This window comes from Pantoea sp. X-Soil-ISGK-275 (assembly GCF_059730795.1).
Map to the genome: position 1 here is coordinate 3,293,740 of NZ_AP035976.1, position 17,274 is coordinate 3,311,013.

12 protein-coding genes are annotated in these 17,274 nt (G+C 55.1%); 3 read left to right on the forward strand and 9 right to left on the reverse strand.

Annotation, left to right across the window (positions count from 1 at the left end; translation table 11 throughout):
• Window positions 1–166: 166 nt before the first annotated feature.
• Genes AC6I8A_RS15395 through cysJ form a run of 3 tightly spaced genes read right to left on the reverse strand, consistent with a single transcriptional unit; the run spans window position 167 to window position 4,424 of the window.
• Complete coding sequence (locus AC6I8A_RS15395) at window positions 167–901, reverse strand: phosphoadenylyl-sulfate reductase (protein ID WP_008104559.1); 735 nt, start codon at window positions 899–901, stop codon at window positions 167–169.
• Window positions 898–2,622, reverse strand: coding sequence for an assimilatory sulfite reductase (NADPH) hemoprotein subunit (cysI, locus tag AC6I8A_RS15400; protein ID WP_497818738.1), 1,725 nt, complete (start codon window positions 2,620–2,622; stop codon window positions 898–900). Before cysI ends, AC6I8A_RS15395 begins: the two co-directional genes overlap by 4 nt.
• Window positions 2,622–4,424 (reverse strand): NADPH-dependent assimilatory sulfite reductase flavoprotein subunit, encoded by a 1,803-nt coding sequence (gene cysJ, locus AC6I8A_RS15405; RefSeq protein WP_497818739.1) that lies wholly within the window; start codon window positions 4,422–4,424, stop codon window positions 2,622–2,624. Before cysJ ends, cysI begins: the two co-directional genes overlap by 1 nt.
• 293 nt (window positions 4,425–4,717) lie before the next feature.
• Between cysJ and queD the strand changes: the two genes are divergently transcribed.
• A complete protein-coding gene (gene queD, locus AC6I8A_RS15410; RefSeq protein ID WP_256698444.1) occupies window positions 4,718–5,080 on the forward strand; it encodes a 6-carboxytetrahydropterin synthase QueD in 363 nt (120 codons plus the stop codon).
• A 129-nt stretch (window positions 5,081–5,209) separates the two neighbouring features.
• Window positions 5,210–5,806 carry an inorganic diphosphatase gene (locus AC6I8A_RS15415; RefSeq protein ID WP_265299386.1) on the forward strand — a complete coding sequence of 199 codons (597 nt, stop codon included), beginning with the start codon at window positions 5,210–5,212 and terminating at the stop codon, window positions 5,804–5,806.
• A 36-nt stretch (window positions 5,807–5,842) separates the two neighbouring features.
• Here AC6I8A_RS15415 and queE read toward each other — a convergent pair whose 3' ends face one another.
• The 6 genes from queE to rlmD form a co-directional block, all read right to left on the reverse strand.
• The gene (gene queE / locus AC6I8A_RS15420) at window positions 5,843–6,514 is read right to left on the reverse strand and encodes a 7-carboxy-7-deazaguanine synthase QueE (RefSeq protein ID WP_256697226.1); all 672 of its coding nucleotides are present in this window, start codon (window positions 6,512–6,514) and stop codon (window positions 5,843–5,845) included.
• Between the two features lie 149 nt (window positions 6,515–6,663).
• The gene (gene eno, locus AC6I8A_RS15425; RefSeq protein ID WP_265299384.1) at window positions 6,664–7,962 is read right to left on the reverse strand and encodes a phosphopyruvate hydratase; all 1,299 of its coding nucleotides are present in this window, start codon (window positions 7,960–7,962) and stop codon (window positions 6,664–6,666) included.
• A gap of 75 nt (window positions 7,963–8,037) precedes the next feature.
• Window positions 8,038–9,675 (reverse strand): glutamine hydrolyzing CTP synthase, encoded by a 1,638-nt coding sequence (pyrG, locus tag AC6I8A_RS15430; RefSeq protein ID WP_007891723.1) that lies wholly within the window; start codon window positions 9,673–9,675, stop codon window positions 8,038–8,040.
• 241 nt (window positions 9,676–9,916) lie between these two features.
• Window positions 9,917–10,708 carry a nucleoside triphosphate pyrophosphohydrolase gene (gene mazG / locus AC6I8A_RS15435; RefSeq protein WP_293791782.1) on the reverse strand — a complete coding sequence of 264 codons (792 nt, stop codon included), beginning with the start codon at window positions 10,706–10,708 and terminating at the stop codon, window positions 9,917–9,919.
• Window positions 10,709–10,820: 112 nt separating this feature from the next.
• Window positions 10,821–13,052, reverse strand: a complete 2,232-nt coding sequence (gene relA / locus AC6I8A_RS15440; RefSeq protein ID WP_256697230.1) for a GTP diphosphokinase — start codon at window positions 13,050–13,052, stop codon at window positions 10,821–10,823.
• Between the two features lie 32 nt (window positions 13,053–13,084).
• Window positions 13,085–14,401 carry a 23S rRNA (uracil(1939)-C(5))-methyltransferase RlmD gene (gene rlmD, locus AC6I8A_RS15445; RefSeq protein WP_256697231.1) on the reverse strand — a complete coding sequence of 439 codons (1,317 nt, stop codon included), beginning with the start codon at window positions 14,399–14,401 and terminating at the stop codon, window positions 13,085–13,087.
• Window positions 14,402–14,491: 90 nt separating this feature from the next.
• Between rlmD and barA the strand changes: the two genes are divergently transcribed.
• On the forward strand, window positions 14,492–17,221 hold the full coding sequence (barA, locus tag AC6I8A_RS15450; RefSeq protein WP_256697232.1) for a two-component sensor histidine kinase BarA: 2,730 nt from the start codon (window positions 14,492–14,494) through the stop codon (window positions 17,219–17,221).
• The last annotated feature ends 53 nt before the right edge of the window (window positions 17,222–17,274 follow it).

Sequence of the window (17,274 nt, forward strand, 5' to 3'; positions counted from 1 at the left end):
TAGTCCCCCATCCCGGCCTTCCCCCGTAAACGGGGGAAGGAGATGTTGCCACATGCACCTTCAGAACTCACATATTGCAGCATCTTCCTCCCCCATTTATGGGGGAGGACCGAGGAGGGGGACAGCAAGCACAAATTAAGGATGGGGTACAGCCAGCACTTACCACTTAACCCTCATGCAACCCGCATTCGCGCTTCAGGCCGAAGAAGCGCGTCTCTTCTTCGGCCATGCCAGGTTCCCACTTTTTGGTGGTATGCGTATCGCCCACTGACAGATAACCTTCATCCCACAGCGGATGGTATTTCAATCCGTGTTGGGTCAGATATTGATGCACCTGACGGTTATCCCAGTCAATGATCGGCAGAATCTTGAACACCCCGCGCTGTACCGCCAGCACCGGCAAACTGGCGCGACTGCCAGATTGATCGCGGCGCAGGCCAGCAAACCAGGTTTGCGCGCCCAGCGTTTCCAGCGCGCGATTCATCGGTTCTACTTTGTTGATCTGGTTGTACTGCTCAATCCCTTCAACGCCCTGCTCCCACAGTTTGCCGTAACGTGCTTCCTGCCATGCCGCTGAGGTATCAGCACGGAAAATCTGCAGGTTAAGATTGAGCTTGTCGGTCAGCTCATCAATGAAGCGATAGGTTTCCGGAAACAGATAACCGGTATCGGTCAGGATCACCGGAATGTCCGGCTTCTGCTGCGTCACCATATGCAGCAAAACCGCCGCCTGAATACCAAAGCTGGATGACAGCACAAATGCGCCTGGCAGCTGTTCTAATGCCCAGCCCACACGTTGTTCAGCAGAGAGTTTCTCCAGCTGCACATTGCTTTCCGCCAGCGCCATAATGCGGTCAACTTTTGATGAACCATTCAGTGCTGCGAGATCGAGTACCGTCATACTGCCTCCGAGTCCCAGAAATCACGGGCGGGATCAACCACGGCTTTAATGATGCCGGTGCGAATCACGAAGTCGCCGAAGCCTTCATCGGCCTGACGCTCGGTTGCCCAGCGCGCCACCAGTTCATCAATGCTGGCAAGGATTTCGCCTTCGTTGATGTTCTCGCGGTACATGCGTGGGATGCGCGTACCTTCGCGGTTGCCGCCAATATGTAAGTTGTAACGGCCCGGCGCTTTGCCCACCAGACCCAACTCCGCCAGCAAAGCACGGCCACAACCATTTGGGCAACCGGTAACGCGTAACACTATGTGCTCTTCGCCGACGCCGTGCTTATGCATGATCTCTTCCACTTTGGTGACGAACGACGGCAGGAAGCGCTCAGCTTCGGCCATCGCCAGCGGACAGGTCGGGAACGCCACACACGCCATCGAGTTCTCACGCTGCGGCGTGACCGCTTCCATCAAACCGTGTTCACGGGCGATGGCTTCGATCTGCGCTTTTTGCTTCTCCGGCACGCCAGCCACAATCAGGTTCTGGTTGGCGGTCAGGCGGAAATCGCCCTGATGCACTTTCGCGATTTCAGCAATGCCGCGTTTCAGCGGACGGCCAGGATAATCCAGCAAACGGCCGTTCTCGATGAACAGCGTCAGGTGCCATTTCTCATCGATGCCTTTCACCCAGCCAATACGGTCGCCGCGCGAAGTAAACGCATACGGACGAATCGGTTCGAAGGTCAGACCGGCACGCTTTTCCACTTCCGCTTTGAAAGTCTCTACACCGACGCGTTCCAGCGTGTACTTGGTCTTGGCATTTTTACGATCGGTACGGTTACCCCAATCGCGCTGCGTGGTGACCACCGCAGCCGCCACGTCGAGGATCTTCTCAACCGGCAGGAAGCCGAACTCGCTCGCGGTGCGCGCGTAGGTCGCTTTGTTACCGTGATCAATCGACAAACCACCGCCAACCAGCAGGTTAAAGCCAATCAGCTTGCCCTTCTCGGCGATGGCGATGAAGTTCAGGTCATTTGCGTGCAGATCGACATCGTTATGCGGCGGCACCACAACCGTGGTTTTGAATTTACGCGGCAGATAGGTTTCGCCAAGAATCGGCTCTTTATCGGTGGTCGCGACCTTCTCTTTGTCCCACCAGATTTCAGCGTAAGCGCGGGTTTGCGGCAGCAGATGTTCTGACAGCTTTTTCGCCCACTCATATGCTTCCTGATGCAGCTCTGATTCCACCGGATTCGAGGTACACAGCACGTTACGGTTCACGTCGTTGGCGGTCGCCAGCGCATCCAGCCCGACTTCGTGCAGCATCTGGTGTGTCGGCTTCACGTTCTTCTTCAGAATGCCGTGAAACTGGAAAGTCTGACGGTTAGTCAAACGGATGCTGCCGTAAATGGTTTTATCGGTGGCGAACTTATCAATCGCCAGCCACTGCGTTGGCGTGATGATGCCGCCCGGCAGACGGCAGCGCAGCATCATGGCGTGACGCGGTTCGAGTTTCTGCGCAGCGCGCTCGACACGAATATCGCGGTCATCCTGCTGGTACATGCCGTGGAAACGGATCAGCAGGAAGTTGTCGCCGGTGAAGCCGCCGGTCAGACCATCGTCGAGATCGTCGAGGATGGTGCCGCGCAGGTAGTTGCTCTGTTTTTTCAGACGCTCAGCGTCGACCAGCTTGCCTTCAACGACCAGCGGTCCAGGATGTTTTTCGCTCATTAGTAAACGTCTCGCTGATAACGGCGCTCAATGCGCAGCTCACTTAAAAATTCGTCAGCCGTTTCACGATCCATGCCGCCGTGTTCGACCACCACATCCAGTAATGCCTGCTCAACGTCTTTCGCCATACGATTGGCGTCGCCGCAGACGTAAAGGTGCGCGCCTTCCTGTAGCCAGCTCCACACCTCCGCACCTTTGGCGCGGATTTTATCTTGTACGTAAACTTTCTCGGCCTGATCGCGTGACCATGCCAGATCGATATGGGTCAGCAAGCCATCTTTGACGTACTTCTGCCACTCCACCTGATAGAGGAAATCATCAGTGAAGTGCGGGTTGCCGAAGAACAGCCAGTTTTTACCGCCTGCGCCATCGTTGTCACGCTGCTGCATAAAGGAGCGGAACGGCGCGATGCCGGTGCCCGGACCAATCATGATCACTGGCGTTTCCGGATTAGCCGGTAAGCGGAAGTTATCGTTGTGCTCGATGAAGACGCGGATTTCGCCATCCTCTTCGATACGATCCGCTAACCAGGTTGAGGCGCCGCCGCCGCGCTGGCGACCGTCAATTTCAAAGCGCACCGCACCCACGGTGATGTGCACTTCGGTTTCGTTCTCCGCCTGTGATGAGGCGATGGAATACAGGCGCGGCGTCAGCGGACGCAGCAGGCCCGTTAATTGTTCGCTATTCAATTCGGTGGGTGCCTGACGCACCATATCGACAATCGGGAAGCTCTGCGCATAGCTCTGCAGCTTCGGCTTGTCACCGGCCAGCGCCAACAGCGCATCATTGCGGGATAGCGCCGCATACTGCTCAACGATTTGTGGCGTGTTGACCGTCAGCTCGAAATGCGTTTTCAGCGCTTCGGCCAGCGGCAGATTTTTGCCCTGCACCTCTACCGGCTCATCACCTTTTAACCACACCAGCTGCAGCAGTTCCTGCACCAACGCGTCATCATTCTCAAACCATACGCCCAGCGCATCGCCCGGCTGGTAGCGCAGGCCTGAATCGCCGAGGTCGATCTCGATGTGGCGTACATCTTTATCCGAATCGCGCCCGGTGATCTTCTGGTTAGCCGCAAAGCTGGCCACCAGCGGCTCTTCTTTGGTATACGGACTGCTGTCGACCAGATTAACGCTGCCCGCCGCCGTAACGGCGGCCTGCGCTGGCGATTGGCTCGGCACACGCGCTTTCAGAATCTCAGTGATCTGCTGACGCCACGCGTTCGCCTGATCTTTGTATTCAACATCGGCATCCACACGATCCAGCAGACGTTCTGCCCCCAGCTCAGCCAAACGCTCATCAAAGTCTTTACCGGCTTTGCTGAAAAACTCATAAGAGGTATCGCCAAGGCCGAACACCGCAAACGCGGTGCCTTCAAACTTCGGCGCTTTCTTCGACAGCAGGAACTTGTGCAGCGCCACAGCTTCTTCCGGTGGCTCGCCCTCGCCTTGCGTGGAGGTCACCACCACCAGCAGCTTTTCCTGACCGATCTGCTTGAATTTGTAATCGCCGGCGTTAACCAGATTGACGCTCAGCTTGGCGGCCAGCAGGTCATCACGCAGCTGTTCAGCCAGGCGACGCGCGTTACCGGTCTGCGAGGCGGAGATCAGCGTAATGGTCGGGGTTTCTGCCTGAACCGGCGCTGGCGCGGCAACCGCACCCGGCGTCTGATTGACCATGCCCCAGAAGTAGCCGGAGAGCCAGGCCATCTGAGTGGTGTTGAAATCCGTGGTCGCCGCCTGTAAGCGCGCGAGTTGCTCCGGTGATAACGGAAGCAGTGAACCTGGTGCCTGAGTCGTCATTGCGTTAAAAATTCCAGTGTCAGAAGTCCGGATCAATATGTTGCGAAAGAATGCGTAGGTTACCGGGCTGTATATTAACGATTAAATACGCCTTCGACATATTAAATAACCAAAATGACTAAGTGGTTTTTCGGGTAAAGTTAACCAGCAAAAGTGGTAAATGAAGGCGATATGATTCAAAGAGTTAATTAGACGTTTGGCGTTGAGAAGGCGCAAAATGCCCTTTTCGTTGCCAGCGGGTGCGAAAAATCTGCAATTCAGGTAGACTTCAGCGGTTTTTAAGTCTGAGAGCCATTATGTCTACCACGTTATTTAAAGAGTTCCAGTTCGAATCTGCCCACCGCTTACCTCACGTGCCGGAAGGCCACAAATGTGGGCGTTTGCACGGCCATTCGTTCCTGGTGCGATTAGAAATTACCGGCGAAGTGGATGCGCATACCGGTTGGGTAATGGATTTTGCCGAACTGAAGGCGAAGTTTAAGCCACTGTATGAACGCCTCGATCATCACTATCTGAATGACATCCCGGGTTTAGAAAACCCGACCAGTGAAGTGCTGGCGAAATGGATTTGGGATCAGATGAAGCCGATTCTGCCAGAATTGAGCGCGGTGATGATTAAAGAGACCTGCACCGCCGGCTGCGTTTACAAAGGTTAATTGTGTTTTCGGGCTGCGCCAGTGCAGCCTGACTTTCCTGCTGTACGCTTCTTTACTTACCTTTCATCCCACTGTCATCTGCCGCCTCTAAGTTGTTGTCTCCTTCATTAAAGATCAAGAGAATCAACAATGAATCTGGTAAAACGCCTTTCCCTGATTGCAGTTTTTGTTTCCGCCTCTGCCGCCGTTCAGGCGCAAAATATTCTCGATTTTCCGCAACCGGATAAAGTGCCGGATGAGTTCTTTGCCGTAACCGAAATTCCAGCGGGCGGCATGATCAAATATGAAACCGACGCCAAAACCGGCTTTATTTTTGCCGACCGTTTCCAGTCAATGCCGGTTGCCTATCCTGCAAACTATGGCTCGCTGACGCAGTCGCTGGCGGGAGATGGCGATCCGCTGGATGTGATTTTCTATACCCGCGCGCCGCTACAACCAGGCACACTGATCAAACTCCGTCCGATTGGCGTGCTGAAAATGATTGATGGCGGCGAAAAGGACGACAAAATCGTCGCCGTGCCAACCAGCAAAATCGACCCGACCTATGACGAAATTAAAGAGATGAGCGACCTGCCGAAGATCGAGCAAGAGCGTTTGCAGTCATTCTTCCGCGTGTATAAGCAATTGCCGGATGGTCGGAAGAAAGTTGAGCTAAATGGTTTTGAAGATGCGGCGAAAGCCAAAACTGAAATCAAACAGGCGTTTGATGCGTACAAAGCGAAATAGTAAGTTTGCGGTCGCCATGAATGGCGACCCTACAATTTAGGCGATATTCAAATATTTGTGCGTCTGCATCGAAAGCCGCCAGTTGCGGGCGATACAGGTTTCAATACAGAGCTTGGTGGCCGCATCGCCGCGACTGATCGGTTGCAGCGCCACAATGCGCTTTTTCTCGTCGTGCAATCCCGCCAGCAATTCATCTAACGCTTCCACATCACGCTCACGCGCCACCGGATGCTTGATTTCATCTGCGCGCTGCAATGCCTGCGGCAATACGTCGTAGCCACCGCGCATGTTCACCTTGGGTGAAACTGTCACCCAGGTCGCGTCAGAACACTGCACGTCATGCGTGCCGCTGGTTTCGATCTGGCAGGCAAATCCCGCCGCTTCTAGTTGTTCCGTCAAAGGGCGCAGATCAAAAATCGCAGGTTCGCCGCCGGTAATCACCACATGACGTGCGGTCCAACCCTGACGTTGAATGGTGTCGATCAGCATCGCCGCATCGGCGCTGCCCCACGCATCGCTTTCCACGGTTTTAACCAGAATATCGCCGAGCGAGGTCTCCCGATCCGCCCGCTTTTCCCAGGTATGTTTGGTATCACACCAGCTACAGCCCACCGGACATCCTTGTAAGCGGATGAACAGCGCCGGAACACCGGTGTAAAAACCTTCGCCCTGCAGCGTCTGGAACATTTCGTTAATCGGGTAGAACATTTTTCACTCACGTCTAAAATTTGAGGCGCAGATTATGGCAGATCTTGCGCGCTGAGTAACAGCTGCTTCGTGCCAAATAAAAGCAAAAGCCCCGCACAAGGCGGGGCTCTATTCAGACGATGCCGCCCGCAGGCAGCATACTCAGGCGATTACGCCTGGCCTTTAACTTCTTTCAGACCGTTGAACGGTGCTTTGCTGCCCAGCGCTTCTTCGATACGAATCAGCTGGTTGTACTTAGCAACACGGTCAGAACGGCTCATAGAACCGGTTTTGATCTGGCCAGCTGCAGTACCTACCGCCAGGTCAGCGATGGTTGCATCTTCGGTTTCACCTGAACGGTGTGAAATCACCGCAGTGTAACCCGCATCTTTCGCCATCTTGATTGCAGCCAGAGTTTCGGTCAGTGAACCGATCTGGTTGAATTTGATCAGGATGGAGTTAGCGATGCCTTTATCGATACCTTCTTTCAGGATCTTGGTGTTGGTTACGAACAGGTCGTCACCTACCAGCTGGAGTTTGTCGCCCAGCACTTTGGTCTGGTAGGCGAAACCAGTCCAGTCAGATTCGTCCAGACCATCTTCGATAGAAACGATTGGATACTGATTAGCCAGATCTTCCAGGAAGTGCGTGAACTCTTCTGAAGTGAAGGCTTTGTTGCCTTCGCCAGCCAGCACATATTTGCCGTCTTTGTAGAATTCAGATGCTGCGCAGTCCATCGCCAGGGTGATGTCTTTGCCCAGCTCGTAGCCTGCTGCTTTTACCGCTTCAGCGATAACAGCCAGCGCTTCGGCGTTAGAACCCAGGTTTGGCGCGTAGCCACCTTCGTCGCCAACAGCGGTGCTCATGCCTTTCGACTTCAGCACTTTCGCCAGGTGATGGAAGACTTCAGAACCCATGCGAATCGCTTCTTTCAGGGTTGGCGCGCCAACTGGCTGAATCATGAATTCCTGGATATCGACGTTGTTGTCGGCGTGCTCACCACCGTTGATGATGTTCATCATTGGCAGTGGCATAGAGTATTTGCCTGGGGTGCCGTTCAGTTCAGCGATGTGAGCGTACAGCGGCAGGCCTTTAGAGGCAGCAGCAGCTTTCGCAGCAGCCAGTGAAACCGCCAGAATGGCGTTAGCACCGAAGTTAGATTTGTTCTCAGTACCGTCCAGCTCGATCATGATCTTATCGATGTTCGCCTGGTCTTTGGCATCTTTACCGGTTACCGCGTTAGCGATTGGACCGTTAACAGCCGCAACCGCTTTGGTTACGCCTTTGCCCAGGAAACGAGATTTGTCACCGTCACGCAGCTCCAGTGCTTCGCGAGAACCGGTTGATGCACCTGATGGCGCAGCAGCCAGACCAACGAAACCGCCTTCCAGATGCACTTCTGCTTCTACAGTTGGGTTGCCACGGGAGTCGATGATTTCGCGACCGATGACTTTTACGATTTTGGACATTCGATTTTCCTCAGTACAAGTTAGTCAATCCTAAGACAAACAACGCGCGAAAAGTTCGCGCGTTGTTCGTGAAACTTACTTCGCTAAACGCTTCTGGTGTTCCTGCGCGGCTTTCACAAAGCCAGCGAACAGCGGATGACCATCGCGTGGGGTCGACGTGAATTCCGGGTGGAACTGACAGGCAACAAACCACGGGTGGTTCGGGATCTCAATGATCTCAACCAGCTGATCGTCGCCAGAACGACCGGCAATATGCAGACCCGCCGCTTCAATCGGCTTCAGCAACATATTGTTTACTTCGTAACGATGACGGTGGCGCTCGGTAATGATTTCAGAACCGTACAACTGACGCACTTTGCTTTCCGGCGTCAACTGGCACTGCTGGCTGCCCAGACGCATGGTGCCGCCCAGATCGCTCTGCTCAGTACGCTGCTCAACGTTGCCCTCTTCGTCACGCCATTCGGTGATAAGCGCAACCACCGGATACTTACAGTCTGGCACAAATTCCGTAGAGTTCGCGCCTTCCATACCGGCAACGTTGCGGGCAAATTCCATCAGCGCAACCTGCATGCCAAGGCAAATCCCCAGGTAAGGCACGTTGTTCTCACGGGCGTATTGCGCCGTCATCATTTTGCCTTCCACACCGCGGTAGCCGAAGCCGCCAGGGATCAGAATAGCATCCAGATCTTTCAGTAATTCGACACCGCGCGTTTCAACATCCTGCGAGTCGATCAGTTTGATGTTCACGGTAACGCGATTTTTCAGGCCGCCGTGTTTCAACGCTTCAATCACTGATTTGTACGCATCCGGCAGTTCGACATATTTGCCGACCATACCGATGGTCACTTCGCCGCCCGGATTGGCTTCTTCGTAAATCACCTGCTCCCATTCGGCCAGGTTCGCTTCCGGCGCGTTCAGATTGAAACGCTTGCAGATGTAATCATCCAGACCTTGCGATTTCAGCATGCCTGGAATCTTATAAATGGAATCCACATCTTTCAGGGAAATAACCGCTTTTTCTGGCACGTTACAGAACAGCGCGATTTTAGCGCGCTCGTTCGCCGGCACAGCGCGGTCAGAACGGCAGATCAGCACGTCTGGCTGAATCCCGATCGACAGCAGCTCTTTCACTGAATGCTGGGTTGGCTTGGTTTTCACTTCGCCTGCGGCCGCCATATACGGCACCAGCGTCAGGTGCATATACATGGTGTGTTCACGACCGACATCGACCGCCATCTGGCGAATCGCTTCGAGGAACGGCAGAGATTCGATATCACCCACGGTACCGCCGATCTCAACCAGAACGACGTCATGACCTTCGCCGCCTTCAATGATGCGTTCTTTGATGGCGTTGGTGATGTGCGGGATAACCTGAATCGTAGCGCCCAGATAGTCACCGCGACGCTCTTTGCGCAGCACTTCTGAGTAGATACGACCGGTAGTAAAGTTGTTGCGGCGCGACATTTTAGTGCGGATGAAGCGCTCGTAGTGACCTAAATCCAGATCGGTTTCGGCCCCATCATCGGTAACAAATACTTCACCGTGCTGCGTTGGGCTCATGGTACCCGGATCGACGTTGATGTACGGATCGAGTTTCATGATGGTCACATTCAGACCACGTGCTTCAAGGATAGCTGCGAGGGAGGCTGCGGCAATGCCTTTGCCCAGAGAGGAAACGACCCCGCCGGTCACAAAAATATAATTCGTTGTCATGCTGAACCTGAGAGTTTAGGTTTAAAGACGGTGGAATAACCAAGACGGGAAAATAGTATACTTGAAGTCGTCTTAAGCCACAATTGATGAATCACACCATCGTCCTCCACAGGTAAGCCGGTAACATAGCGGATAGCAGGGTGCGAAATGTTGATGTACGTCACAAAGTCACCGCAAGGCTGAATCGAGTAAGCTCAAGCGGCGAATTTATGCGCAGTGCTGGAATAATCGCCAGATTCGCTTACTGCTTGTTCTCCAACACTTTCACCTGCTGCCAGGCGGCTTCCATTTGATCCAGGGTGGCATCGCTCATCGCTAAACCTTGTGAAGCGATAATAGTTTCAACCTGACGGAAGCGGCGCTCAAACTTATCGTTGGCTTTCTGCAACGCGACTTCCGCTTTGCTGCCTAAATGGCGCGATAAATTGACGGTCGCGAACAGTAAATCACCGATCTCCTCTTCCAGCTTGTCGTTATCCACCACCGCTTGCTGCGCTTCGTGCATCACTTCGTCGATCTCTTCATGCACTTTATCCAGCACCGGACCGAGATTATTCCAGTCGAAGCCCACCGTGCTGCAACGCTTCTGAATTTTGTGCGCGCGCATCAATGCCGGCAGCGCTTTAGGGATGTCATCTAACGCAGAGTGCTGCGATTTTTCCGCGCGCTCGCTGTGTTTGATCGCTTCCCAGTTTTGCAGCACTTCTTCGCTGGTTTCGGCCTGAACATCGCCAAAAATGTGCGGATGACGGCGCTCAAGTTTGTCGCTGATGGCGTTGCAGACGTCGTCAAAATTGAAGCGCTGCTGCTCATCGGCCATCTGTGCGTAAAACACCACCTGAAACAGCAGATCGCCAAGTTCACCGCGCAGATCGGCAAAATCTTCGCGCTGAATGGCATCGATCACTTCGTAGGTTTCTTCCAGCGTATAAGGCGCGATCGAGGCGAAGGTTTGCTGACGATCCCACGGGCAGCCGCGCTCCGGGTCGCGCAAGGTTTGCATGATGGTAAGCAGGCGGTTTAAGGGCGTCATGAGAGGATCCTTTGGGAAAATTTAGGGAGAGAATGCGCCGATGTCGCATATGGCAGCGTCTCCTTCCCCCGTGAACGGGGGAAGGCCGGGATGGGGGAACAGCCAGCACTTACTAATGCAAACGGCGCGCGTCGATAATGTCCGGCACCTGATTAAGGCGTGCCAGCACGCGGCCAAGCACTTGCTGGTTATAGATCTCAATATCCATATCAATGGTCGCCAGCTGTTTTTTGGTGTCGCTACGGCTGGAGACGCCGAGCACGTTGACCTTTTCGTTAGCCAGAATGGTGGTGATATCGCGCAGCAAACCGCTACGGTCGTTGGCAGTGACGCGCACCACCAGCGAGTAACCGCTGGAGTAATCTTCGCCCCACACCGCATCAACGATGCGTTCCGGTGCGTGCGAAATCAGCTCGGTTAACTGGTCGCAGTCGGCACGGTGAATTGAGATGCCACGTCCCTGGGTGATAAAGCCCACGATATCGTCGCCAGGAATCGGCTGGCAGCAACGGGCGATGTGGTGCAGCAGATTGCCCACGCCTTCCACCACCACGCGACCGCTCTCTTTGCGCGCCGACGGCGCATGTGACTTCTGCGTCAGCAGGCGCAGCGCCTCGCGATCTTCCTCTTCGGCGCTCGGCTTGTTGAGCTTGCCTTGCAGGAAATTCACCATCTGATTGAGGCGAATATCGCCGCCGCCAATCATCGCCAGCAACTCATCCTGCGAACTGACGTTATAGCGCGGCAGCAGCAGTTTCTCCGCTTCGCGCATGCTGATATCCATCTGATTCAGCTCGTTTTCGAGGATCTGACGGCCAGCGATAATATTTTTGTCGCGATCCTGCTTACGGAACCAGGCGTGAATTTTCGAACGTCCGCGGCTGGTGGTGATATAGCCGAGGTTCGGGTTCAGCCAGTCGCGGCTTGGATTCGGCTGCTTCTGGGTGATCACCTCAATCTGATCGCCCATCTGCAACTGATAGGTAAACGGCACGATGCGCCCGCTGATTTTAGCGCCAATGCAGCGGTGACCGATATCGCTGTGAATGTGATAGGCAAAGTCGAGCGGCGTTGATCCCGCCGGCAGATCGACCACGTCACCTTTCGGGGTAAACACATACACGCGATCGTCGAATACCTGGCTGCGCACCTCTTCCAGCATCTCGCCGGAATCAGCCATCTCTTCCTGCCAGCTAATCAGCTTACGCAGCCAGGCGATGCGCCCTTCATGTCCCGCCGCGCCGCGCGCGTTGCTGGAGGTTGGACCTTCTTTGTACTTCCAGTGTGCGGCGACGCCCAGCTCGGCATCTTCATGCATCTGGCGCGTACGGATCTGGATTTCCACCGTTTTGCCCTGCGGCCCAAGCACCACGGTATGAATCGATTGATAGCCGTTGGGCTTGGGATTGGCAACGTAGTCGTCAAACTCACTCGGCAGATGGCGAAACAGCGTATGCACCGTACCGAGTGCGCCGTAGCAATCTTGCAAGCGTTCCGCCACGATGCGCACCGCACGCACGTCAAACAGCTCATCGAACGCTAACGACTTCTTCTGCATCTTGCGCCAGATGCTGTAGATGTGTTTTGGACGACCATAAACTTCGGCACGCACGCCCTCTTTCTGCATCTCGGCGCGCAGGTTGGCGACGAAGCTTTCGATGTAGCCTTCGCGATCGATACGGCGTTCGTGCAGCAGCTTAGCAATACGTTTGTATTCATCGGGATGCAGATAGCGGAAGCAGTAATCTTCCAGCTCCCATTTGAGCTGGCCGATACCCAGGCGGTTGGCCAGCGGCGCGTAGATATTGGTGCTCTCTTTCGCCGCAAGCACGCGCTCATCTTCTGGCGCGTCTTTCATTTCACGCAGATGGGCGATACGTTCCGCCAGCTTGATGACCACGCAGCGGAAATCTTCCACCATCGCCAGCAGCATGCGGCGCACGTTATCCACCTGCTCGGAGGCCATCGAATCGTTGTGAATCGCTTTCAGCTGACGAATAGCATCCATGTCGCGCACGCCGTGCACCAACATCACAATCTCTTTGCCAAAGGCTTTTTCGAGATCCTCTTCGCTCACCACATCGGCGTTAGCGAGCGGGAACAGCAGCGCCGCGCGTAGGCTGTCGATATCCATGCTGAGCATGGTGAGAATTTCCACCATCTCAATACCGCGCCACAGCAGCAGAGCTTGATCAGGATGGTTGTGCGTTTCGGCTTCACAGTAGCGCCACGCATCCGCCAGTCGTTGACAGGATTGCGGGTTGTTAATACTTAAACTGGCGATCCACTGGTCGAGGGCAAATTCGCCCGCCGTATTTAAATGCGCACTTCTAACCGCAACCATATCCTCTCCTGCCACAGCGATGTGGACATCGCTTATGCTTTGCTAAACAGCACCATGGATTCGAGATGACTGGTATGTGGGAACATATCCAGCATCGCGACCCTTTCCAAATGGTAGCCCGCTGACAGCAATGTCTGACTGTCACGCGCCAGCGTTGTAGGGTTACAGGAAACATAGACCACACGTTCTGGCGCAAGTTTAACCACATGCGTCATCACGCCCGCGGCCCCAGCACGCGCTGGATCCAGTAACACCTTGTTAAATCCCTGCGTCGCCCACGGCTGACGCGATACATCTTCCTCCAGGTTATGCTGGAAGAAGCGAACATTCTCAAGATTATTCTGGACTGCATTATACGCTGCCTGCTGCACTAATGCTGCAACGCCCTCCACACCTACAGCATTTTGTACGAACTTTCCGAGAGGCAAAGTAAAGTTTCCCATGCCACAGAACAAATCCAGCACACGATCTTCTGGCTGCAAATCCAGCCATTCGATGGCTTTGGCCACCATCTGCTGATTCACGCCATCATTGACCTGAATAAAATTCTGCGGGCTAAAGGTTAGCGGCAAATTCAACGAGTGATAAAAAGGTTCACGCGCATTCAGCGCCTGCAAACTTTCACTGCCATCAGCCAGATAGAGCGACAGTTGCTGCTCATGCGAAAAACGTTCCAGTTTTGCGCGATCCCCTGCAGAGAGTGCATCAAGATGGCGCAGCACCATCAGCGGGCCATTGTCCGCCAGCACCAACTCAACGTGGCCCAAGCGTTTGACCGCTTGTAAATCACTGAGACACTGGTGCAACGGTTGCAGTAACGCTTCAAGTTCGTGCACCAAAACCGGGCATTGCTTCAGCTCAACCAGATCGTTGCTGGCGGCCTGGCGGAAACCCATTTGCAGGCGCTGCTGTTTTGGCTGCCACTGCAAGCCTAAACGCGCACGACGACGATAGCCCCACGCGTTGCCGCTGATGATCTCATCGACCTTTACTGGCAGCGGCGCTTCGCGGCTTAACATGCGGCTCAAGGCGCGCGCTTTGCTCTCCTGCTGCAAAGCCACCGACGCATGCTGCTGCTGGCAGCCGCCGCATACGCCGAAATGGACGCAGCGCGGTTTTTCCCGCTGTGGGCTGGGATTGATGATCTTGTTGGCTTTGGCGCGCGCGTATTTGCTTTTATCCTCGAACACCGTCACTTCCGCCTGTTCACCAGGCAGCGCGCCGCTGACAAACATCGCCTTGCCTTTATGGCGCGCAACACCTTGTCCGAAAGGATCGAGGTCTTCGATGGTGACGGATATGCGCGCCTTAGTCGTCACACGCTGTTTTGCAGAGTAAAATTGCGCCATAGTATTGTGAAATCTCTACTTTAATTGGGTGTGCAGCCGTTCAATGCGCTCGCACAGGGAAAAAATGCCAGGAATCGCCAGGCCACAATTATGACCAAATACAGCCTGCGGGCGCGAATGATGATTTTGATACTGGCACCAACGCTGATGATTGGCCTGCTGCTCAGTACCTTCTTTGTGGTGCACCGCTACAACGAATTACAGCATCAGGTGCACGACGCGGGGGCGAACATCATCGAACCGCTGGCGGTCTCCAGTGAATACGGCATGACGTGGCACAACCGCGATGCGATTCGCGAATTAGTCAGCCTGCTGCATCGCCGCCACTCCAATATTGTCCGTGCCATCACCATTTTCGACAACAACAATCACGTCTACGTCACCTCGAATAACAACCAAAACCTCTCGTTATTACAGAAAGAGGACATCTCCACGCTGGAAGATGGCGTCTCGGTGGAGCGGCAAGGCAATGTGATGATTCTGCGCACGCCGATCATCTCTGAACGCTATTCGGTGGATGAATTGCCGGGCGAAGATGCCAAGCCAGCCGGGAATCCGCTGGGTTATGTGGCGATAGAATTGGATCTGCAATCGGTGCGGCTCGAGCAGTACAAAGAGGTGTTTGTCGCCACGCTGCTGCTGCTGTTCTGCCTGTGCATTGCCATGCTGTTTGCCTATCGCCTGATGCGCGACGTCACCGGCCCGATTCGCAACATGGTCACCACCGTGGACCGCATTCGTCGCGGCCAGCTGGACAGTCGCGTGGATGGCTACATGCTGGGCGAGCTGAGCATTCTGAAAAACGGTATCAACGCCATGGCGATGTCGCTCACCGCCTATCACGAAGAGATGCAGCAGAACATTGATCAGGCGACTTACGATCTACGTGAAACGCTGGAGCAGCTGGAGATTCAGAACGTGGAGCTGGATCTGGCGAAGAAGCGCGCGCAGGAAGCGGCGCGTATCAAATCAGAGTTCCTCGCCAATATGTCGCATGAGCTGCGTACGCCGCTGAATGGCGTGATTGGCTTTACCCGCCAGATGCTGAAAACCGGGCTGAGCACCAACCAGCGCGACTACATGAGCACCATCGAGCGCTCGGCGAATAACCTGCTGAGCATCATTAACGACGTGCTCGATTTCTCGAAACTGGAAGCCGGCAAACTGGTGCTGGAGTCGATCCCGTTCCCGCTGCGCGCCACGCTGGATGAAACGCTGGTGCTGCTGGCGCCGTCAGCCCACGACAAAGGGCTGGAAATTACCGTGTGCCTGGAAAAACAGGTGCCGGACAACGTGATTGGCGATCCGCTGCGCCTGCAGCAGATCATGATCAACCTGATCGGCAACGCGATTAAATTCACCGAGCACGGACATATCGATCTGCGCGTTGAGCTGCGCAGCATCAGCAACACGCGCGTCGAGCTGGAGATTCAGGTGCATGACACCGGCATCGGTATCTCCGAACAGCAGCAGTCGCAGCTGTTCCAGGCGTTTCGCCAGGCCGATGCCAGTATTTCACGTCGTCATGGCGGCACCGGTTTAGGGTTGGTGATCACACAGAAACTGGTGAGCGAGATGGGCGGCGAAATTGCCTTCCACAGCCGTCCGAATCAGGGTTCCACCTTCTGGGTGCATATTCATCTTGATCTCAATCCGAACGCACCGGCCATTCCGCGCATGCTGGATGATTTGCGCGCCACGCCGCTGGCCTATATCGAACCCCACCCGGCGGTGGCGAAAGCGGTGCAGGAGATGCTGAGCATCACGCCGTTGCAGGTGCAGCACTTCTCCAGTCTGGAAGAGATGCCCGATACGCACTTCCCGCTGCTGCTGATGGGCTTGCCGGTCACCGAACCGCATCCTGCGACGCTATCGGATGCGTTGATTACGCGTCTGCATGCGCGTGCCGATTCGGTGCTGCTGGCGCTGCCGAGTGAAATGATGCTGTTTGCCGACGACTTGCGCGCGCGCGGCATTGCCGGTTGTATCGCCAAGCCGGTTTCGTTAACACGCTTGCTGCCAATGCTGCTCGACTTACATGACTGGCAAAGCGATGCGCTGCCGCGTGGCGCACGTCAGCCGTTGACGGTAATGGCGGTGGATGACAATCCCGCCAACCTGAAACTGATTGGCGCGCTGCTGGAGGAGCAGGTGCAGCACATCATTCTGTGTGATAACGCCGAGCAGGCGATTCGCCAGGCGCGCCTGCACAAGCTGGACGTGATTCTGATGGACATTCAGATGCCAGATATCGATGGCATCCGCGCCAGCGAAATCATCCGCAGCCTGCCGCTGCACGCCACCACACCGATTGTCGCCGTTACTGCGCATGCGCTGGATGGTGAACGTGCGCAGCTGATCAATGCTGGCATGAATGACTATCTGGCGAAGCCGATTGACGAGGACAAACTGAGCCAGCTGCTGCAACGCTACGCGCCGAACCGAATCGCGCCGCAACCACAACCGCCTGAAGTGGCGCCGTCCCTGGATTGGACGTTAGCGCTGCGTCAGGCCGCCAATAAACCTGATTTAGCCCGCGATCTGCTGCAAATGCTGCTCGATTTCCTGCCAGAAGTGGAAGAGCACGTTGAGAGTGCGATGGCGAGTAACGATGTGGTGGGCTTGCGCGAGATTATTCACAAACTGCACGGCAGCGCCAGCTACAGCGGCGTGCCGCGCCTGAAGCAGCTGTGTCAGCAGTTGGAGAAGAGTTTGCATCAGGAGAGCGATATCGACGCGCTTGAACCGGAGCTGCTGGAGTTGAGCGATGAGATGGCGAACGTGGCGCGAGAGGCGAGAAAATTGTTGGCGTTGGGTTAGTGCGGTGCGGTTTTCCCCTCACCCCAGCCCTCTCCCGCAAGCGGGCGAGGGAG